The sequence below is a fragment of the Clostridium tertium genome (genome assembly GCF_902652255.1).
Lineage (GTDB): Bacteria > Bacillota > Clostridia > Clostridiales > Clostridiaceae > Clostridium > Clostridium tertium_A.
In genome coordinates this window covers 67,486-88,972 of sequence record NZ_CACRTO010000047.1, presented here as the reverse complement: position 1 = coordinate 88,972, position 21,487 = coordinate 67,486, and the positions used below count along the sequence as shown (strand labels likewise).

Genomic DNA, 21,487 nt, shown 5'->3' with positions numbered 1-21,487 from the left:
AAGACTATCTTTGCTATTTTTAGATTATATTATGATTATTTATACTAATATTTTAAATATGCAATATTACGCACATACAATATAGAAAACCCTCTGTTTTTTAACAGGGGGTTTATCAACAAACTGAAAAAAACACCTCTGTATCACAGAGGTGTTTTTTTATTAATTTACTAATTCTGAAAGAATTATATTATTAATTTTTATTCTTAACTTTTAACTCTTCATTAAAAATTGTATTTTAGCATAATTCTTATTTTGATACAATTTTTATGTGTTCAACATTTGTGTCTTCTGTTCCTTGAACATATAAATTAGCTCTCTTTAAATCATTAACGTATTCTATAACTTCCTTAGTTATTTCTTCTCCAGGACATAAAACTGGAATTCCTGGTGGATAAGCTAATAAGAATTCACCAGATATTTTTCCTATACTTTCCTTAAGTGCAATAGAAACTTTATTACTATAAAAGGCTTCTCTTGGATTCAATATTTTCTTTGGGATATTAGGTATATCTAAGAAGTCTTGAATAGGTTCTCTTTTACCATAGTACTCATCGGAAATTTCTCTTAAAGCATTAAGTAATTTATCCATTCCTTCTTTAGTATCTCCAAAGGAACCAACAGCTAATACATTATAGAAGTCAGAAAGTTCCATTTGAATATGATATTTATCAGCTAAAATTGTATCTAATTCAAATCCTGTTATACCTAACTCTCTTGAAGAAATAGTTAATTTAGTAGGATCAAAAGCATATGATCCAGGTTTACCTAAAACTTCTTCGCCAAAGCAGTAGAAACCAGGAATCTTATTGATTTCATTTCTAGTATATTTACATAGTTCTATGGCTTTACCAAGTAGTTCTTTACCTTCTAAGGCGATTTGTCTTCTTGCACAATCTAATGATGCCATTAAAATATATGAAGGAGAAGTAGTTTGTAATAAATTTAAAATTTGCTGAACCTTTTTAGGATCAACATATTTACTATTAATATGTAATAAAGAACCTTGAGTTAATGAGCCAATTATTTTGTGTGTGCTTTGTGCACAAATATCTGCACCAGCGTCTATAGCAGACATTGGTAATTTATTTGAAAAAGCTAAATGTGGGCCATGAGCTTCGTCTACTATTAAAGGTATATTATAGCTATGAACTATATCTGCAATTTTCTTTATATCTGTTGCAACACCATAATAAGTAGGATTAATAATAAGTACAGCCTTAGCATCTGGATTTTCTTTTAAAGATTGTTCAATAGTTTCAGGTGTTACTCCATGAGCTATTCCAAGTTTTTTATCTATTTCTGGTTCAACAAAAACTGGAATTGCACCGCTTAGTATAATGCCTGATGTAACTGATTTATGCACATTTCTAGGTACTATTATCTTATCTCCATCCTTAACTACAGCTAAAATCATTGCTTGTATAGCTCCAGAAGTTCCATGTATAGAGAAGAATGAAGCCTTTGAGCCATAAGCATCAGCAGCTAGCTCTTGAGCTTTTTTTATTGGTCCATTAGGATGATGTAGGCTATCAACTAACTTAAATACTGTAACATCTATTTTAAATGGATTTTCGCCAATAAACTCTTTAAATTTAGGATCGATTCCTATCCCTTTCTTATGTCCAGGTACGTGGAATGGCAAAGTATCTCTATTTACATATTCCATTAAAGCATCAAATAGTGGAGTTTCATTTTGATTCATTTTATACACTAAAAACACCCTCTTTCTTATAACAATAATTTGGTTTGATTATTATTTTCTTACAAACATAAATATTATATTTTATAAGTATAAAGTATGCAATAAAATAATTAAATTATTTTAAAAATACTTAATAAATTATTTTTGAATAAATATTAGAAATAATGCTAAGAATATCAAAAGAAAAAGAAATTTAGGAGGAATCACTTTGAATAGTTTAAGTGTCAATAAGAGAGATACTACAATCTCTAATAATGCTAAGAAATTAAGAAGAGAAGGCAAAGTTCCTGGAATACTTTATGGTAAGAAAGTAAATGAATTAATGTTTGAAGTTGGAGAACTTGAATTATGTCGAGAAATATCAAAAAATGGAGAACATGGAATATTGAGTTTAGACTGCAATGGGGAATGTCATGAGGCTTTAATTAAAGATGTTCAAAGAGATCCAGTTACACATAAGATTATTCATTTAGATCTTGAAGAGCTTAATGAAAATGAAAAAATAGTATCTAGTGTTCCAATTTCCTTTGAAGGAGAGGGATATCTTAGTAAAAGAGGTATGGTACTTCAAAAGGAAAGAGATAGTATTAAAGTTGAATGTACTGCAGATAAATTACCAAGATCAATAAAGATAGATATTAATAGCAGTGATAATGGCTATGTATATAGAGTAAGTGATTTAGAAGTTGCATCTGAACTATCAATTATCGATGATATAAATACTGTAATAGCCTCAGTAACATATGAAAGAAAAACAGTAAGTGATGAAATGGAAATAATAGAAAAGGAAAATGAGGAAAAAAAGTAAAATATAAAGATGCATGTAGAGAGGTTATATTAATCTCTTTACATTTTTTTATTCCAAAAGTTGTTACTTTAGTGTATAATATTACCTGATTGTTAGTTGAGGAGGGATAGTATGCAATATAACGATAAATATAATGATTGGTTAAATTCTACTGTAATAAATGAAGAAATGAAAGAAGAATTAAGAAACATTACTGATGATAAGGAAATTGAAGATAGATTTTATAAGGATCTTGAATTCGGTACTGGTGGACTTAGAGGAGTAATAGGTGCTGGAAGTAATAGAATGAACATATATACTGTAGCCAAAGCTACTCAAGGTTTTGCAGAGTATTTAAACGAAAATTTCGAAGAACCTTCAGTTGCTATAGCTTATGATTCAAGAAACATGTCAAGAGAGTTTTCAAAAGCAGCTGCTTTGACTTTATGTGCAAATAACATCAAGGTATATTTATATGAAAGTTTAAGACCTACTCCAATGTTATCTTTTGCTGTAAGGCATTTAGATTGCAAAGGTGGAATAGTAGTAACAGCTTCACATAACCCTAAGGAATACAATGGATATAAGGTTTATGATGAATTTGGTGGTCAAGTAACTGATGAAAAGGCTAACATAATTATTAATAAAGTTAATAGTATTTCAAGCTTTGATATGATTAAAAACATAGATGAAGAAGTTGCTATAAAAAATGGTTTATTAATTTCTATTGGTGAAGATGTTGATAAAGCTTATATAGAATCAGTAAAGGAATTAACTATAAGAAAAGATCTAGTTAAAGATAAAGCTAAGGACCTAAAGGTTATTTACACTCCAATTCATGGATCAGGTAATATGCCAGTAAGAAGAGTATTAAGTGAACTTGGATATACAGGGGTATCAGTAGTAAAGGAACAAGAAAAGCCAGATGGAAATTTCCCAACTGCATCTTATCCTAATCCAGAAGAACCAGCAGTATTTAAGTTAGCTTTAGAAATGGCAAAGGAAGAAAATCCAGATGTTATTTTTGCAACAGATCCTGATGCTGACAGAATAGGTGTTGTAGTTAAAGATAGCGAAGGCGAATATAGAGTATTAACTGGTAACCAAACAGGACTATTACTTACTAAATACATTTTAGATGCTTTAAAAGAAGAAAAGAAGCTTAAAGAAAATGGTGTGGTAATTAAGACAATAGTTACAACAGATGGAGCTAAGAAAATAGCTGAAGATTATAATGTTGAACTTATGGAAGTTTTAACTGGATTTAAGTATATTGGAGAAAAGATTCAAGAGTTTAAAGATAAAAATGATAAGACTTACATCTTTGGATTTGAAGAAAGCTATGGATATTTAGCAGGAGACTTTGTTAGAGATAAGGATGCTGTAATTTCAGCTATGTTAATAGCGGAAATGACATTATTCTATAAGGAGCAAGGAAAGAGCCTTTATGATGGATTAATTGATTTATACGAAAAGTATGGATATTTCAAAGAAACATTAGTATCCTTTGAATTAAAAGGTAAAGAAGGTGCAGAAAAGATTGCTAACTGCATTGATTCATTAAGAAATGAAACTATAACAGAAATTAATGGACACAAGATAGTTAAAAAGTATGATTATAAATTAAGTATTGAAGAAGATGCTTTAACTGGAGACAAAAAAGAAATTAACTTACCAAAATCTAATGTATTAAAATTTGTATGTGATAATGATTTTTGGTTTGTTGTAAGGCCTTCAGGTACTGAACCTAAGATGAAAGCTTATGTTGCAGTTCAAGGTAATGGACTTAAAGATTCAGAAGAAAAACTTCAAGGATTTAAAGAAGAAATAGTTAAATTAATTAACTCAAAATTAAATTAATAAAGTTAGTGGGCTACCGAAAGGTAGCCCTAATTAATTTATTTGAAAGCTATAGAAATATGTAGTATTATTTATAATAAGCTAATTTAAGGAGGAATAAAATTGGATTATAATTCAATATTTAAAGAAAAGTTAGGAAAACTATTATTTTTAGAAATAGATAAAGAAGGATTTAAGAAAATTATAAATATTCCTGGAGCTGTTGAATTTAATAATAAAGATTTATATTTGCCTATTTCTCCAGAATATATAACTAGTAATATTAATAATGAAATCAAAATAAAAAATTTGCCTATTTATTATTTTGTTGAAGGTATGTTTCTTGCTATGGGAGCAGATGAAACTTTAAGATTTAATGATGATTATGAAATTATATTAAGTTATTATAAAGATACAGAAAATTGTATAAAGGGTTTAATTTCTAAGAAAATAAAAGATGATAAATTAGAAGATGCTTATTTACTTTTAAAAGGCTTCTATAAGTTTTCAAAAGATATAGATATAATGAAAAAACTACTTTTAGTAGGAGAGAGCATAAGAGAAAAAGATAAAGCTTTTAAAGAGATATTATTAAAGGATATTGAGTACTGTATAGATAACTTATTAAAAGTTCCAGAGGCTCATTTATATAAGGCATTAATTTTAAAAGATGATGGAGATTTTAAAGCAGCTAAGGTTGCTATTAATGAATATTTAAACTTAGATGGAAAGGTTAATGATGAAATTAATATTATAATTAAAGATATTAATAATGTATCTAGTTATGAAATAGCAGTGGAAAGCATTAATGAAGATCCATCTAAAACTATAAAGATTTTACTAGGATTATTAGAAGAGTTTGATTCCAATCCATTAATTTACTATTATTTGGGAGTTGCGTATAGAAAACTAGAAAATTATGAAAAAGCCATTTACTATCTAAATGAAAGCATTATAAGAGAAAGTGGTATTTATGAGGTTATAGTTGAACTAGGAATAAATTATGCATGCATTAGCGATTATGAGTCAGCGTTAAAGTACTTTAAAAAAGCTTTTGAAGCAAATAGAGAAGTTGAGGTGTGTACTAACATAGTAATGTGTTATATGAATTTAGGAAAAATGGAAGAGGCAAAGCTACATCTAGATATTGCTAAAAAGCTAAACTCTGATGATGAGATAGTAAGAGAATTAGATAATATTTTAAGTAAAGAGTAAAGAGTGAGGATTAAATTAAGCCGTAAATCATTGTATTAAAAGTCTTTAGTAACATAACATAATATGGTATTATTAGGATAGTCTACAATGAAAGTTTAGGAGAAAATATGAATGATAGTAATTTTATAAATATATTAGGGTATAAGATATTTAAGGAAGGATTATCTGATGCCATTGAACATATAAAAAAATATGAAAAGGTTCATATAGTATCTGGAAATCCTGAGGTTTTGTACACTGGATTAAACGATAAAGACTTATTTGAAAATTTTACTTCTGATAAAGCATTTATTATTCCGGATGGTGTTGGAATTCAAATTGCAGCTAAATATTTAAAAACTCCAGTTAAAGAGAAAGTAGCTGGAATAGAATTAATGAAGGCAATTATTGAAAAGGCAACAAAAGAAAACAAATCAATTTATCTTATAGGCACTACTGACGATAATTTAAATGCATGCGTTGCTAATCTTTTAGTGGCTTATCCAGGTGTTAATATTGCTGGATATAAAAATGGGTATTTTGATTTAGATAATCCTAAAGGAATATTAGAAGATATAAAAAATAAAAAACCTTATGCAGTATTTGTTGCGATGGGATGTCCAAGGCAAGAAAGATTTATAGTTAAGTATATGAATGAACTACCTTGTAATATTTTTATGGGGGTAGGTGGAAGCTTTGATGTAATAGCTGAAAAAGTAAACAGGGCTCCTAGATGGATGATAAAACTAGGACTTGAATGGCTTTATAGAGTAGCAAAGGAACCATTTAGAATTAAGAGGCTTGGGAGTATACCTAAATTTTTATTATTAGTATTTAAAAATAAAAAGAATTAAAGGAGGAAGGTGTAAAATGAAAATTCTATTTATAGCATGTTATTCGCCGTTAATTAATAATTCGGCATCTATTGAGACACTTCAATATTTAAATAATTTAGCGAAGATAGATGGAAATGAAATTCATTTATTAACAGTTAATTTTCCTCATAATTCAATTTATTATGATGAGTACATTTTTAGTATGTTAGATAAAAATATAAAGCTTCATATTATATCTGGTGGTAAGCTATTTGAAGCAATTATGCCAAAGAAGAGTACCGATTTAGTTAATATAGTAGATAAGCCAAAAACTAATAGAGTAAAGCCTTTATTAAAGAAAGCTAAAAAAATATTGGCGATTCCAGATATGTATTTATATTGGGCATATAAGGCAAGTAAGTATGGTAAAGATCTTATGGCGAAGGAAAATTTTGATGTGATGTTTTCTATGCATGAGCCTCCATCAAGTCATATATGTGCTTATAATATTAAAAAGAATTATAAAAATCTAAGATGGATAGCATATTGGAGTGATCCATGGCTAAAGGATTCTACTAGAGAAGGGTCAAGTTATATCAGAAAATCCTTTGAAGGAAGATATGAAAAGAATATTGTGGAGTTAGCTGATAAACATATATTTGTAACTAAGGCTAATAGAAATGATTATATTAATACTTATAATTTAAAAGAAGAGGATACTTTCATTATAACTAGGGGATATGATAGTAAAGTATATAATGAAATATTAAATGAAGAACCACCAAAATTAATTAATGAAAACAAAATCAACATAGTGTATACAGGTGAAATATTTTCAAAATTAAGAGATCTAAGACCATTTATTTCAGCTTTAAATAAATTAGAGAGAGAAAATGAAGAATTATTTAACAAGCTGAATATTTTGTTCTTTGGAAATATTGATAATGAAGAAATTAAATATAATCTTATGAAAATAAAGAATGTTAAAGTTTCTAATAGGATACCTTATAATGAAGCATTAAGTTATATGATAAATGCTGATATCTTACTGCTTTTTGGAAATAAAAATTCTAAACAAATACCTGCTAAAATTTATGATTATTTTGGATGTTATGGTTATATACTAGTTGTTTTAGGTGATGAAGAAGATCCTATTATTGAAGTGATAAAAGGTATTGATAAATGTAAAATTTCTTTAAATGAAGATGAAGAGATAAATGAATCTATTAAATATTTATCTAGTCTTATTGAAAATGGACAAAAATCTTATTTAATTAAAGAATATGAATGGGAAAATATATCTAGAAGACTGGATTCTATTTTAAGGGGGTATTAATATGCATGTTATGTTTATTCCTTCTTGGTATAATAATAAAAGGAACTTGGTTCATGGAAGCTTCTTTAAGGAGCAAGCAATGGCTCTTCAGGATGCTAGTATTAAGGTTACTGTAGCTTATAATGAAATATGGCCATTAACTCTTATGTTTAAGGTTAAGGAGAAAAGAGGTTTAACCTTCGATACTGAAGATGGATTAAGGACATATAGATATAAAGATTTTAATTATATACCTAAGAATCCAAAGATGTTTGAGAGTTTTAATAAAAGATTAGAAAAACTTTATTTAGAAATAGTGAAAAAAGAAGGAAAGATAGATATAATTCACTGTCATTCCTCTCTTTGGGCTGGAATAAGTGCAAATTATATATCTAAAAAGTATAATATTCCATTAGTTATTACAGAACATTCATCTATTGAAAAAGCTATATATATTAAAGAAAGCTATAAACCTTTAGTGAAAAGATCATATGTTGAATGTGATGAGCTAATTGTAGTTGGTAATGGACTAAAAAAAGAATTAGCTGAGTTTTCAGGAAGAGAAAATATTAAAGTAATACATAATTTAATTCCTGTAGATAATTTTTATATAAGTGAAAATGCTAATGAAGACTTTACTTTCTTTTCACTAGCCTTTTTAGAGGGCGAAAAGGGAATGGATATTTTAATTAAAGCATTTAGTGAAAAATTTAAAGGGAAAAAATATAAGCTGATTATTGGTGGAGAAGGAAGTCAAAAGGGTGATTTGATGAATCTTGCTAATAATCTTGGAGTAAAAGAACAAGTAGAATTTTTAGGCGCTTTATCTAGAGAAGAAGTAGCTAAGTATATGAGTCTTTGTGATACTTTTGTACTTGCATCATTACATGAAACCTTTGGTGTAGTATATATTGAAGCTTTAGCTTCAGGTAAACCGGTAATAGGAACATATAATGGTGGGGCAGAGGATATTATTAATGACAAAAATGGGTTATTAGTTAATAAGAATGATACTAAGTCATTAGGTGATGCTATGGTTTATTTATCAGAGCATATAGATTTTTATAATAAGCAAGATATAAGAAATGAGTGTGTAGTTAGATTTTCTAAAGAAAAAATAATTAATGAAGTTATAGATGTATATAAGAGGATATTAGGAAAAGAGGAATAAATATGTTATTTAAAGATTATACTGTTGACTATTTTTTAGAAGAGCTATCTTCTGATGCACCTTCACCAGGAGGTGGAAGTACTGCAGCTTTAGTTGCCGCTCTAGCAGGTAGTTTAAATTCTATGGTTTATTCATTAACTGTTGGAAAGAAAGCTTTTGAAAATTTAGACAAAGAAAATCAAAATAAGATGATAAAACTTAAAGAAGAAACTTCTAAATTTATTAAGGTATCACAAGAATTTATGGAAGAAGATAGAAGAGATTTTCTAGTTTTAATGGATTGTTATAAGCTTTCTAAAAATACTGAAGAGGAGATTGCTTTAAGGAAAAAAAATATTAATAAATGTACTATAAAGGCAATGGAAACTCCTTTGAGATTGGCAAAAGCATGTCTTGATTTTTATAATAATATTGACTTTGCAGTTGAATTTGGAAATAAAAATCTAGTTTCTGATGCTGGAGTTGCAGCTTCTCTATTACATTCAGCTATAGAAAGTGCAGCAATTAATGTTAAAGTTAATTTAAGCTTTGTTAAGAGTGAATATAATTATAAAGAAGTAGAAGATACTCTTGAAAGTATTTTAAGTAAATCTAATTCATTAAAAAATGAATTATTAGAAAAAGTTAATAAAATAATATACAAATAATAATGTATAATACATTATGTAGAATTAAGCTTTAAATTTATTCCAAATTATTTTAAAGACGATTTTTTTATGTTATTAGATATAAGGGAGCTATCTTTGTGACAGCCCCTTTATTTATTTTTCAAGGCTCCGTAAGTAGTTTTTTTCATAATTAATAATTATTTAAGTGGTTGGAAGCTCATCTAATGTCTTAAATTCATATCCTTGATTTTTTAATTCTGTAATTATATTTTTTAAGATTTTAGTGTTAGTAGAAGATACTGAATGTAGTAATATTATTGCACCAGGATGAACTCCATTTAATATTTTTTCAGTTGCATAGCTTTCAGAAGGTTGATCATCTCTTAACCAATCTTTATATGCAAAACTCCAAAATATAGTTTTATAACCTAAGTTTTTAGTTTCGTTTAAAGAGTATTTAGAATACTTACCCATTGGTGGTCTAAAATATTTAGGCATATCTTTGCCAGTTAAATTTTTAAATTCTTCTTCAACTTCAGTAAATTCTAACTTGAATTTATCTTTATCCCTAATACTTGCCATAGAAGGATGATGTGATGAGTGGTTACATACTAGATGTCCTTCATCAACCATTCTTTTAACAATTTCACCTTCTTGCTTAATATAGGGTTTTACAACGAAAAATGCTGCTTTAACATCTTCTTCTTTCAATGTATCTAATATAATATTAGTATTTCCACTTTCATAACCTTGATCAAAGGTTAAATATACTACCTTTGAGTTAGTGTCTCCAACATAAAATCCATCACAATCTTTAAGGAAGGAAATAGACTCTTTAGGAGCTTCTGGTGTTTTCCCTTGTTCTCTTTTTACAAAGTACCAATTTAACTCTAAGTTATCATTAGTTAATGCAAAAGGAACGGAAATAAATATATTTAAGATAACTAACGATAAAGAAAGTATTTTTTTAAAACTTTTCATTACTCCACCTCCTTAAGTTATTTTTATCTATTTTATTTCTTTTACACTGGAAATTAAAAGTGTAATAGTTATAAATTACGGTAAGTCTTAAAATGTTGAAATAATTGAATAAGTAGAGTATAATTTTAAAGATGTGATTAAGATTAGAAAGGAATGTACATAGATGAATTTAGGAATAGTTGGTTTACCTAATGTAGGTAAAAGTACTTTATTTAATGCAATTACAAAGGCGGGAGCTGAATCAGCAAACTATCCTTTTTGTACAATTGAACCAAACGTTGGAGTAGTAAGTGTACCAGATAAGAGATTAGATGTTTTAGAAAAAATGTATAATACAAAAAAGAAAGTTTATACAGCAGTAGAATTTTATGATATAGCAGGTCTTGTAAAGGGAGCTTCAAAAGGTGAAGGACTTGGAAATAAGTTCTTATCACATATAAGAGAAGTTTCAGCTATAGTTCATGTAGTAAGATGTTTTGATGATGGAAATGTAGTTCACGTAGAAGGTTCTGTTGATCCAATTAGAGATATTGAAACTATTAACCTAGAGCTTATATTTGCTGATTTAGAAGTTCTTGAAAGAAGAATGGAAAGAGGAATAAAGCAAGTAAGATCTGGAGATAAGAAAGCTAAAGAAGAATATGCTGTAATGGAAAAAGTTAAAGCACATTTAGAAAAAAATCTTCCAATAAGAACTTTAGAAGTAACAGAAGAAGAAGAAGAATTAATTAAGGGATTATTCTTAATAACTTCAAAACCTGTACTTTATGCTTGCAACATATCAGAAGATGATATGATGGAAGGAAATACTAACAATGAATATGTTCAAAAAGTTAGAGCTCATGCTGAAGGTGAAAATTCAGAAGTAGTTGTAGTGTGTGCTAAGTTAGAAGAGGAATTATCAGGTTTAGAAGATGATGAAAAATTAGAAATGCTAAGTGAGTACGGTTTAGAAGAGTCTGGTTTAGATAAGTTAATTAGAGCTAGTTATTCATTATTAGGTCTAATAAGTTATTTAACTGCTGGAGTTCAAGAAGTAAGAGCATGGACTATTAAAGAAGGAACAAAGGCTCCACAAGCTGCAGGAAAGATTCACTCTGATATAGAGAGAGGATTTATAAGAGCGGAAGTTGTTTCATATGATGATTTACTTAATTGTGGATCTGAGGCAGCAGCTAAGGAAAAAGGTCTTTACAGATTAGAAGGTAAGGACTATGTAATGAAAGATGGAGATGTAGTTAACTTTAGATTTAACGTATAGTATAAAAGCTGCCTTAAGGCAGCTTTTTTAATTAATAAAGAAAAATCGAAGAGATTTAGAAAGTGATTTGAATAAAGTACTAATAATAAATTTATTATATAGAGTTATTTAGCATTCATCTTAATTTTAGCTAAAAAATATCCTTTGTGGGATAACCACTTTAACATATTAAGTAGTTTATAGAGATACTTTTTTAAAAACTAGACTTTGTCTAGTTTTTTTATTTAGTAATGTATAGGAAGTAATTATAAAATATAATAGCTTCTATTAATATAAGGCTAATGGACTTAAAAAATAGTGTCTAGAGATGACAATATATTATTAGAAGCTTTGTTTTTATATATTATTGCTTCAAAAATTTAACTTTTATAGAAAAAAGGAAATTAATTATAAATAATTCTTGAAGTATTATGATAAAAATACTAAAATAAGAGTATAGAGTGGTTGAAAGTGGTTAAAAGTGGAGGAGAATTATTAAAGGTAGGGGTAAAGATGTTTATAGGAGAATATCAACATGCATTAGATGCTAAAAACAGAATGATAGTTCCTGCAAAGCTTAGAGACGGATTAGGAAATAGATTCGTTATTACTAAGGGCTTAGATGGATGTCTTTATGCGTACCCTATGGAAGAATGGAAGGCTTTAGAAGCAAAGCTGAAATCATTACCACTAACCAATAAAGATGCCAGAGCATTTGTAAGATTCTTTTTTTCTGGTGCTTGTGAAGTTGAAGTAGACAAGCAAGGTAGAGGCTTAATTCCTCAAAACTTAAAGGAATATGCATGTATAGAAAAGGAAATAGTAAGTATAGGTGTACTAACTAGGGTTGAAATTTGGAGTAAAGAAAAATGGAAAGAATATAATGAGGCAGATATGGATTTTGACTCCATTGCAGAAAAAATGAGTGATTTAGGAATATAAGGAGAATTATTATGGAATTCAAACATGTATCAGTTTTATTAAATGAGTGTATTGAGGGATTAAATATAAAAGAAAATGGAATATACGTAGATGGCACTTTAGGAGGAGGGGGACATTCTCTAGAAATACTGAAGAATTTATCTAGTGAAGGAATATTAATTGGAATAGATCAAGATCAAGATGCATTAAAAGCAGCGAGTTTAAGGTTACAAGATTTTAATAATGTAAAGTATGTTCATAGTAATTTCTATAATATTGATAGAGTTTTAAGTGATTTAAATATAGAAAAGATAGATGGAATGCTTATGGATCTTGGAGTTTCATCATATCAATTAGATACAGGTGACAGAGGCTTTAGTTATATGCAAGATGCACCACTAGATATGAGAATGAACAGAGAAAATGATTTATCTGCATATGAAGTAGTAAATGATTACTCAGAAGAAGAGATATTTAGGATTATAAAAGATTATGGCGAAGAAAAGTTTGCAAAAAGGATAGCAAAATTTATAGTCGAAAGAAGAGAAAAGGAGCCTATTAAGACTACATTAGAGCTTGTTGAAATTATAAAGGCTGCTATACCAGCAAAGGCTAGAAGAGAGGGACCTCATCCAGCTAAGAGAACTTTCCAAGCAATTAGAATTGAAGTTAACAGTGAATTATCTATTTTAAATAAAGCTATTGAAGATGGGGTCAATAGACTGAATAAAGGTGGTAGGATGGCTATAATTACCTTCCATTCTTTAGAAGATAGAATAGTAAAGCTTAAATTTAAAGAGTTGGCAACGTCTTGTACGTGTCCAAAAGAATTTCCTATATGTGTTTGCGGGGGAAAAGCAAAAGTAAAGTTAATTTCTAGAAAAGCAATTGAACCTTCTGAAGAAGAAGTTTTAGAAAACCCAAGAAGTAGAAGTGCAAAATTAAGAGTTATTGAGAAGCTCTAGAAGAAATTATGTGAAAATAATACGGGGGAAGTAATAAAATGGTTAATAAGGAATATGATTATATTAGAGGAAATACAGCTTTAAATCCTAAAAGAAAATATGACGAAATTGATAGAAGAATTCAGAAGGAAAAACAAGAAAGAGAAAGACGAGAAAGACTTAGAAGAGAAAAGAACGCTAAAAAGCAAGTTGTAAAAAATATATTACATGTAGCTTTAGTTGCATTAATTTTTGGAGTATTAACCATTGCTAGAAATGGAAAGGTCTATGGGTTACAAAAAGACCTATCTAAAGTTAGAAGTGAAATTAATCTTGCAATAGAAGAAGGTAATGCATTAAAAGCAGAGTTATATAATTATGAGGCAATCGATAAAGTTAGAACTATTGCCAGTGAATCTGGAATGAAGATGCCTACTAAGGATGATACAATTACAGTAGATATTACAACTGACTATTTTGCGAATATTAGAGAGTAACATATTTTAGAGAATAATACACTTGCCGGATAAAAAGTATATATATACTTTACATGTTTTTAATTTAATACATGGAGGCATTGATGTGAATAAGAAAAGTTATAGGGATAAAGCGCTAATGAAAAAAAGAATGTCATTAGCGCTTACCGCATTATTATGTATATTTGCTCTTTTAATGATTAGACTGTCTTACATAATGATAGTTAAACGTGAAGAGTATTCAGCTAAGGCTGAAGAACAATGGACAAGTGAAGTTAAGATAGATGCGAGAAGAGGAAGGATATTAGATAGAAATGGTATAGAACTAGCTATTTCAGCTAATGTTTATAGAATAGATTTTGATTTAAATTCTATAAGAGCGCATTTAAGAAAAGAAAATACCACAAATGAAGAGATAGCAAAAAAGGTTGCAGAAGCTTTGGAAATGGATGAAAAGAAGATATTAGATAAGCTTAATACCAAACTTCCAAGTGGAGCTGATGCAGGAGCAGCTACTTTATTAAGAAGAATAGAAAAAGAGCCTGCAGACAAGGTTAAGAATTTAAACATACCTGGTGTTATAGTATCTCCAGACACCAAAAGATATTATCCAAATGGAAATTTTTTAGCTCATGTTTTAGGAAGTACTAACATAGATGGGCAAGGTTTAACTGGAGTTGAACTTGAATATAATGAATATTTATCAGGAACACCTGGACTTAGAATATCTGAACTTAGTAAATATAATGATGAGCTACCATATACAATTTCTAAGTTTACACCACCAGTAGATGGAAAAGATGTAGTACTGACTATAGATGCTAATCTGCAAGCTTTTGCAGAAAAAGTAGCAGAAAAAGGTTATAAAGACAATTTAGCCAAGCAAGTATCTATAATTATTATGGATCCTAATAATGGAGAAATACTAGCTATGGTTAATAAGCCAGATTTTGATCCTAACTATCCTTATGAAGGAGTAGAAAATTATGAAGGTGCTAATTTAGCTGAGAAGGTTCAAAAGATGTGGAGAAATCACTTAGTTAATGATACATTTGAACCAGGATCAATATTCAAGGTAGTGACTATGATTGGTAATTTAGAAGAAAACTTAGTTAATGAGTCAGATACTTTCCATTGTAATGGTAGTTTGAAAGTAGGACCACATACAATTAAGTGCTGGAAGACATCAGGTCATGGGACTCTAACATTACCTGAAATACTCCAAAACTCATGTAACGTAGGCTTTATGGAAATAGGAAAGAGAATAGGAAAAGAAGGGTTAAATGAATATATTAAGAAATTAGGATTTGGGCAAGTAAGTGGAGTTGATTTACCTGGAGAAGCAAAAGGGATAATTAAGAAAACTGAAAATATAAATGAAGCTGACCTTGCAACTATTTCTTTTGGTCAAACTAATACTGTAAATGCCGTTCAATATATGACAGCTTATAATAGCATTATTAATGGTGGGAATTTAATTCAACCACATATTATGAAAGATATAACTTATAATGATTCTGATGGGAAATCTGTAGTAGAAAAATCATTTGAACCAAAGGTAACTGATGTATTAAGTGAAGAAAAAACAGCTATTCTTAGGGATTATTTAGAGAGAACAGTTTCTTATGGTGGATCAAGTAAAGCATATGTAGAAGGATATCATGTTGGAGCTAAAACTGGTACAGCTCAAAAGGTTAACCCAAGAGGGGGCGGGTATGAGTCTGGTAAGTATATTTCGTCTTTAGCTGGATTCGCACCAGTAGATAATCCTAAAGCAACTGTATTTATTTCAATAGATGAGCCTGGAACAGGGACTTATTATGCGGGACAAATAGTGGCTCCTTTAGCTAATATATTATTTACTGATATCTTTAATTATATGAGCGAAGATATGCCCAAAGATGATATAGAGAGTATAGTAAAAGAAGTAGTTATTCCTGAAATAAGAGGATTAGATGTAAATGATGCTAAAAAAATATTAAAAGAGCATAATTTAGAGTATAATATTACTGGAAATGGGTCTATAATAACAGATGTTAAACCTTATCCAGGATATACAGTAAAAGAAAATTCTAAGATAAATATAGACATTGGGGACTCAGAGTCTTATAATAAAAATGTTGTTATGCCTGATTTAGGAGGTTATTCTTTAGATTCAGCAACTAAACTTCTAGATAGTTTAGGTATATCTTATACTTATGAAGGGCAAGGGGCGGTAGCTAAGCAAAGCATACCTAAAGGTGAAGTCATAACAAAGGGGACAAATGTAAAAATAGTATTACAGGAAGAATATGGAGATTAAGATAGAATATCCCTTAACATTAGCATGTGGGACACTCACATGCTAAATTTATATTCAAAAGACAGGGAGTTCATTTAAATAATTAAGGAGATGATTAAATGAAGTTAGTAGATTTATTACAAGGGGTAAATTATGAACTTAAAAATGGAAGTATTGATAAGGAAATAAATCATATTCAATATGATAGTAGAAAGATAAAAGACGGAGATCTTTTTGTATGTCTTACAGGTTTTGAAGTAGATGGACATAATTTTGTGAATAGTGCTATAGAAAATGGAGCAAAAGTAATTCTATGTGAAAAAGAAATAACTGTGACAGATAAAGAAGTAACAGTTTTATTAGTACAAGAAGGCAGAAAAGCTTTAGCTACAATGTCTGCTAATTACTATGACCATCCAACTAAGAAATTAAAGCTAATTGGAGTTACTGGTACAAATGGAAAAACAACTACAGTTTATTTATTAAAATCAATGCTTGAAAAAGAAGGTAAAAAAGTTGGACTTGTAGGAACAATAGCAAATTATATTGGAGATAGGAAAATTAAATCAGAAAGAACTACACCAGAATCTTTAGAATTACAAAAGTTATTTAAAGATATGGCAGATGAGGGCTGTGAATATTGCGTAATGGAAGTGTCATCTCACTCATTACAATTAGATAGAGTATATGGCTGTGAATTTGAAGTGGGTATATTTACTAACTTGACTAGAGATCATTTAGACTTCCATAAGTCTTTTGAAAATTATTATAATGCTAAGTTTAAACTTTTTGAAAGAAGTAAGGCTAGCGTAATTAATGTAGATGATGATTATGGATATAGAGTTTTAAAAGATGTTGAGAACTTAGATAATAGAATGATAAGAACTTACTCAATTAGAGAGGAAAGTGATTTTAAAGCAAGAAATGTAGCTTTAAAAGAAGGTGATATCCATTTTGATATTAATGGAGAAAGCTATAATTCAGTATTACCAGGTGAATATAATGTATATAATGCTTTAGGAGCAATAGCTGCAGTGAATATTTTAGGTGTAAGTACTGAATCTATTAAAAAGGGATTATTAGATGTTGTAGTTCCTGGTAGATGTGAAAGAATTGGATACAAATATGATGTGCCATATGATATTATAATTGATTTTGCACATACACCAGATGGACTTAAAAATATTTTAGAAACACTAAAAGGATTTACAAAGAATAGACTAATTGCAGTTTATGGCTGTGGTGGAGATAGAGATAAAGTAAAGAGAGCTGAACTTGGACGCATTGGAACAGAACTTGCTGATTTAGCAATAATAACTTCAGATAATCCAAGAGAAGAGGACCCAATGGCAATTATAAAAGAAATAATTGCAGGAATAACAAAGTCAAATTATTTAGCTATTGAAAACAGATCAGAAGCTATAAAGTTAGCATTAAATATGGCTGAAGAAGGCGATGTTGTAGTTTTAGCAGGAAAAGGACATGAAAATTATCAAATAACTAATGAGGGTGTAATACACTTTGATGAAAGAGAAGTTGTTGATGAAATTTTAGCAGATAAAAGAAAAAATTAGAGGTGTATAAGGTGGAATTATCTTTTAAAGAAATAGTTGAAGCAATTAATGGTAGAGTTATCGTTAATGGAAGAGAAATTTTTAACGATGTTTGTATAGATACAAGAAAAATTCAAAAAGATAATATTTATATTGCTATTAAGGGAGAAAGATTTAATGGTAATGAATTTGTAATAGATGCTTTCAAAAAAGGTGCTTCTATTGCAATAGTAAGTGAGATATTATTTGATATTGAAAATTCTAAAGAGTTAGAAACAGTAATTTTAGTTGATAATACTGAAAAAGCACTATTAGATTTAGCTAGTTTTTATAGAAAAAAATTAGGATTAAAAGTTATTGGTGTAACTGGATCTTGCGGTAAGACATCAACCAAGGATTTAATTGCAGCTTTCTTAAGTGAAAAATATAAGGTTTTTAAGACAAAAGGTAATTTTAATAATCAAATAGGTTTACCACTTATGATATTAGAATTAGATAGTACTTATGATGTGGCTGTTCTAGAAATGGGAATGAGTGATTTAGGAGAAATAGATGTACTTGCTAATTGTGCAAGGCCAGATATAGCAGTTATAACAAACATAGGATTATCTCATATTGAAAACTTAAAGACTCAAGATAATATTTTAAAAGCTAAATCTGAGATATTTAATTACTTTGACGAAAGTAATACATTAATAATTAATGGAGAAGATAAAAACTTATTAAGAATTAATGATAAATGTTTTGAAATTTTAAGAATTGGCTATAATCATGAATATGATGTTTATGCTTTTAATATTATACTAATGGAGGACAATACTACCTTTTCTATAAAAGAGAATGATCAGGAAATAATCTTTAATATACCTATGGCAGGAAAACATAATATTTTAAATTCAATGCTTGCTATAGCAGTAGCTAAAAAGTTAAATGTGTCTTTTGATGAAATGAAGAAAGGTATAAATAATTTAGAAGCTACTTCTATGAGATTAGAAGTTATAAAAAAAGATAAGATAACAATAATTAACGATTGTTATAATGCAAGTCCTGATTCAATGAAATCTTCTATGGATGTACTTACTACTTATAAAAAAGGAAGAAAAGTTGCTATACTTGGAACTATGAACGAACTAGGTGATGAGGCTGTAAATGCACACACTGAAGTTGGAAGCTATGCTAAAGATAAGGTTGATTTATTAATAGCTATAGGAAGCTATAAAGAATGTTTTAAAAGTGGATATTCTTTAGACAGTATAGTTACATTTGAAGAAAAAGAAGAATTTATCGATAATATAAAAACTATAATTAAAGAAAATGATGTAATTTTAGTTAAGGCTTCAAGAGGTATGAAGTTTGAAGAAGTAGTAAATTCATTAGAAGAGGCAGACATATAACAAAGGAGGTGAACTGCCGATTTTAGGCAGTAAAAATGGGGGATAAATTAGTAGAAATATTAACATCAAAAATAGCAATTGGTCTTGTTGTATCTTTTATAATTTCGATTATACTAGGTCCTATCATAATTCCAATGCTACAAAAACTTAAATTTGGGCAAAATATAAGAAAAGAAGGGCCTCAAAGCCATCTTAAAAAGGCAGGAACGCCAACTATTGGTGGTTTAATATTTATTATATCAACTTTAATAGTAATGGTGGTAATGAGATATAATCCTACAGATGAAGCAATGATTGCGCTTTACTCATTACTTGCTTTTGGGTTTATTGGATTTTTAGATGATTTCTTAAAAATCATCAAGAAACAAAATGAAGGCTTAAAAGCTTGGCAAAAAATGTTATTATTAATTATTTTTTCTACTGCAATTGCAGTTTATGGAAGTGTAAAGTTGGGTACAAGTTTAGTGATACCTTTTATAGGAACTAAAATTCCGCTTGGAATACTTTATATACCTTTCGTTATAGTTTACTATGCAGGTGCGACTAATGCAGTAAACCTAACTGATGGACTTGATGGATTAGCATCAACAGTTAGTATTCTAGTATTAACTTTCTTTGGTGTAGTTTCATTTACAATGGGACATGAATCATTATCAGTATTTTCTTTCGTTTTAGCAGGAGGACTTCTAGGATTCCTTAAATTCAATGCTTACCCAGCTAAAGTGTTTATGGGAGATACTGGATCCCTTGCCATAGGTGGAGCTATTGCCACTATTGCATTAATATTAGAATTACCAATTATATTATTTATAGTTGGTGGAATCTATGTGTTTGAAACTATATCTGTTATATTACAAGTTTCATCATATAAATTAAGAGGTAAAAGATTATTTAAGATGGCGCCAATTCACCATCATTTTGAGCAAGAAGGATGGAGCGAAACTAAAATAGTAACTGTATTTTCTATAATTACTGTTTTATTATGCTTTATAGGATTTATAGCCCTTTAATCGTTGATTGGAGGAGTTTTTATGAGAACAGCAAAGCCAAGGGTTAAGGCTAATGAATTTGATTATGGTATATTCTATGCTGTTGTACTTTTACTAGCTATTGGAGTAATAATGATATACTCAGCTAGTTCTTACTATGCTATGTTTAAGGAAGGCGATAGCATGGTTTACTTGAAAAAGCAATTAATTTGGGCTGTTACTGGGTTATTAGGAATGGGATTGATTTCTAGGTTTGATTATCATAAACTTAGAAAATTCACACCATATTTACTAATTGTTACAGTTCCTTTGTTAATTGCAGTATTCTTTTTCCCAGCAGTTAACGGTGCAAAAAGATGGATTCAACTTGGACCATTATCTTTTCAACCATCAGAGTTAACTAAATATGTTGTGGTAATGTTTTTAGCAATGAGTTTAGACATTAAGGGAGATGGTGTTAAAAAGTTTTGGACCGGCATAGTTCCTTACTTAGGTGTTTCAGGATTTTTTGCAGCTATGATATTAGCAGAAAAAAACTTAAGTATTGCAGCTATAATAATGATAGTAACATTTATTATGTTATTTGTATCAGGGGGAAGATTACAGGACTTATTTGGGAAAGTTGCTCCTGCGCTATTAATAGCAGTAATGTTCTTTATATTCGGTGAAGATTATAGAAGAGCAAGAATGCTTAATTTTCTAAATCCATGGCAGGATCCAGCAGGAGATGGATATCAATTAATTCAGTCTTTTTATGCTTTAGGAGCAGGTGGAGTAACTGGCCTTGGACTAGGTCAATCTAGGCAAAAGACTCTATATATGCCTGAACCTCATAATGATTTTATTTTTTCAATAATAGGTGAGGAACTTGGATTGATAGGGTGTTTAATTATTGTTAGTATATTTGTATTCTTTATTTGGAGAGGAATAAAAGTTGCTTTAAAAGCTAAAGATACTTATGGAACTCTTTTAGCAATTGGAATAACTTCAATAATAGCTGTTCAAGCGATTATTAATATCGCAGTTGTTACTGGATCAATGCCAGTAACAGGAGTGCCAATGCCTTTTATAAGTTATGGTGGTACATCCTTGGTAATTAATATGCTGGCTATGGGAATACTTTTAAACATATCGAGACAGACACAAGGAAAAGAAATATAAGTTTTAAGAGTGAGGTTTTAAAAAATTTCACTCTTTTTAATTGTTTAAAAGAAAAAATAAGCTTTAAATATTAAATTATTATAAAAAATTTAAATTTAGTAAAAATAGTAATG

At 29.1% G+C, this 21,487-nt stretch carries 18 protein-coding genes; 16 read left to right on the top strand and 2 right to left on the bottom strand.

Annotated elements, in window-relative coordinates:
- Nucleotides 1-250 precede the first annotated feature (250 nt).
- Complete coding sequence (locus tag GPX08_RS15220; protein ID WP_156627678.1) at nt 251-1,714, bottom strand: aminotransferase class I/II-fold pyridoxal phosphate-dependent enzyme; 1,464 nt, start codon at nt 1,712-1,714, stop codon at nt 251-253.
- A 199-nt stretch (nt 1,715-1,913) separates the two neighbouring features.
- Between GPX08_RS15220 and GPX08_RS15215 the strand changes: the two genes are divergently transcribed.
- The 7 genes from GPX08_RS15215 (at nt 1,914) to GPX08_RS15185 (ending at nt 9,473) form a co-directional block, all read left to right on the top strand.
- Complete coding sequence (locus tag GPX08_RS15215) at nt 1,914-2,513, top strand: 50S ribosomal protein L25 (protein WP_156627677.1); 600 nt, start codon at nt 1,914-1,916, stop codon at nt 2,511-2,513.
- Nucleotides 2,514-2,624: 111 nt separating this feature from the next.
- A complete protein-coding gene (locus tag GPX08_RS15210) occupies nt 2,625-4,352 on the top strand; it encodes a phospho-sugar mutase (protein WP_156627676.1) in 1,728 nt (575 codons plus the stop codon).
- Between the two features lie 102 nt (nt 4,353-4,454).
- A complete protein-coding gene (locus GPX08_RS15205) occupies nt 4,455-5,546 on the top strand; it encodes a tetratricopeptide repeat protein (protein WP_156627675.1) in 1,092 nt (363 codons plus the stop codon).
- A gap of 107 nt (nt 5,547-5,653) precedes the next feature.
- The gene (locus GPX08_RS15200; protein WP_156627674.1) at nt 5,654-6,379 is read left to right on the top strand and encodes a WecB/TagA/CpsF family glycosyltransferase; all 726 of its coding nucleotides are present in this window, start codon (nt 5,654-5,656) and stop codon (nt 6,377-6,379) included.
- 16 nt (nt 6,380-6,395) lie between these two features.
- On the top strand, nt 6,396-7,676 hold the full coding sequence (locus GPX08_RS15195) for a glycosyl transferase group 1 (protein ID WP_156627673.1): 1,281 nt from the start codon (nt 6,396-6,398) through the stop codon (nt 7,674-7,676).
- 1 nt (nt 7,677) lies between these two features.
- A complete protein-coding gene (locus GPX08_RS15190) occupies nt 7,678-8,826 on the top strand; it encodes a glycosyltransferase (RefSeq protein WP_156627672.1) in 1,149 nt (382 codons plus the stop codon).
- A gap of 2 nt (nt 8,827-8,828) precedes the next feature.
- Nucleotides 8,829-9,473, top strand: a complete 645-nt coding sequence (locus tag GPX08_RS15185; RefSeq protein WP_156627671.1) for a formiminotransferase-cyclodeaminase — start codon at nt 8,829-8,831, stop codon at nt 9,471-9,473.
- Between the two features lie 162 nt (nt 9,474-9,635).
- Here GPX08_RS15185 and pdaA read toward each other — a convergent pair whose 3' ends face one another.
- Nucleotides 9,636-10,415, bottom strand: a complete 780-nt coding sequence (gene pdaA, locus GPX08_RS15180; RefSeq protein WP_156627670.1) for a delta-lactam-biosynthetic de-N-acetylase — start codon at nt 10,413-10,415, stop codon at nt 9,636-9,638.
- Between the two features lie 163 nt (nt 10,416-10,578).
- Between pdaA and ychF the strand changes: the two genes are divergently transcribed.
- The 9 genes from ychF to spoVE all read left to right on the top strand — a co-directional run bounded on the left by ychF (nt 10,579) and on the right by spoVE (nt 21,374).
- On the top strand, nt 10,579-11,676 hold the full coding sequence (gene ychF, locus GPX08_RS15175; RefSeq protein ID WP_156627669.1) for a redox-regulated ATPase YchF: 1,098 nt from the start codon (nt 10,579-10,581) through the stop codon (nt 11,674-11,676).
- A 492-nt stretch (nt 11,677-12,168) separates the two neighbouring features.
- Nucleotides 12,169-12,597, top strand: a complete 429-nt coding sequence (gene mraZ / locus GPX08_RS15170) for a division/cell wall cluster transcriptional repressor MraZ (RefSeq protein ID WP_156627680.1) — start codon at nt 12,169-12,171, stop codon at nt 12,595-12,597.
- A gap of 11 nt (nt 12,598-12,608) precedes the next feature.
- A complete protein-coding gene (gene rsmH / locus GPX08_RS15165; protein WP_156627668.1) occupies nt 12,609-13,541 on the top strand; it encodes a 16S rRNA (cytosine(1402)-N(4))-methyltransferase RsmH in 933 nt (310 codons plus the stop codon).
- A gap of 38 nt (nt 13,542-13,579) precedes the next feature.
- On the top strand, nt 13,580-14,017 hold the full coding sequence (locus GPX08_RS15160) for a cell division protein FtsL (protein WP_156627667.1): 438 nt from the start codon (nt 13,580-13,582) through the stop codon (nt 14,015-14,017).
- A gap of 85 nt (nt 14,018-14,102) precedes the next feature.
- Nucleotides 14,103-16,298 carry a stage V sporulation protein D gene (locus GPX08_RS15155; RefSeq protein WP_156627666.1) on the top strand — a complete coding sequence of 732 codons (2,196 nt, stop codon included), beginning with the start codon at nt 14,103-14,105 and terminating at the stop codon, nt 16,296-16,298.
- Nucleotides 16,299-16,396: 98 nt separating this feature from the next.
- Nucleotides 16,397-17,851, top strand: coding sequence for a UDP-N-acetylmuramoyl-L-alanyl-D-glutamate--2,6-diaminopimelate ligase (locus GPX08_RS15150; RefSeq protein ID WP_156627665.1), 1,455 nt, complete (start codon nt 16,397-16,399; stop codon nt 17,849-17,851).
- An 11-nt stretch (nt 17,852-17,862) separates the two neighbouring features.
- Nucleotides 17,863-19,224 (top strand): UDP-N-acetylmuramoyl-tripeptide--D-alanyl-D-alanine ligase, encoded by a 1,362-nt coding sequence (murF, locus tag GPX08_RS15145; RefSeq protein WP_156627664.1) that lies wholly within the window; start codon nt 17,863-17,865, stop codon nt 19,222-19,224.
- A 35-nt stretch (nt 19,225-19,259) separates the two neighbouring features.
- Entirely contained in the window at nt 19,260-20,234 is a 975-nt protein-coding gene (locus GPX08_RS15140) for a phospho-N-acetylmuramoyl-pentapeptide-transferase (protein WP_156627663.1), read from the top strand.
- A gap of 21 nt (nt 20,235-20,255) precedes the next feature.
- On the top strand, nt 20,256-21,374 hold the full coding sequence (spoVE, locus tag GPX08_RS15135; protein ID WP_156627662.1) for a stage V sporulation protein E: 1,119 nt from the start codon (nt 20,256-20,258) through the stop codon (nt 21,372-21,374).
- The last annotated feature ends 113 nt before the right edge of the window (nt 21,375-21,487 follow it).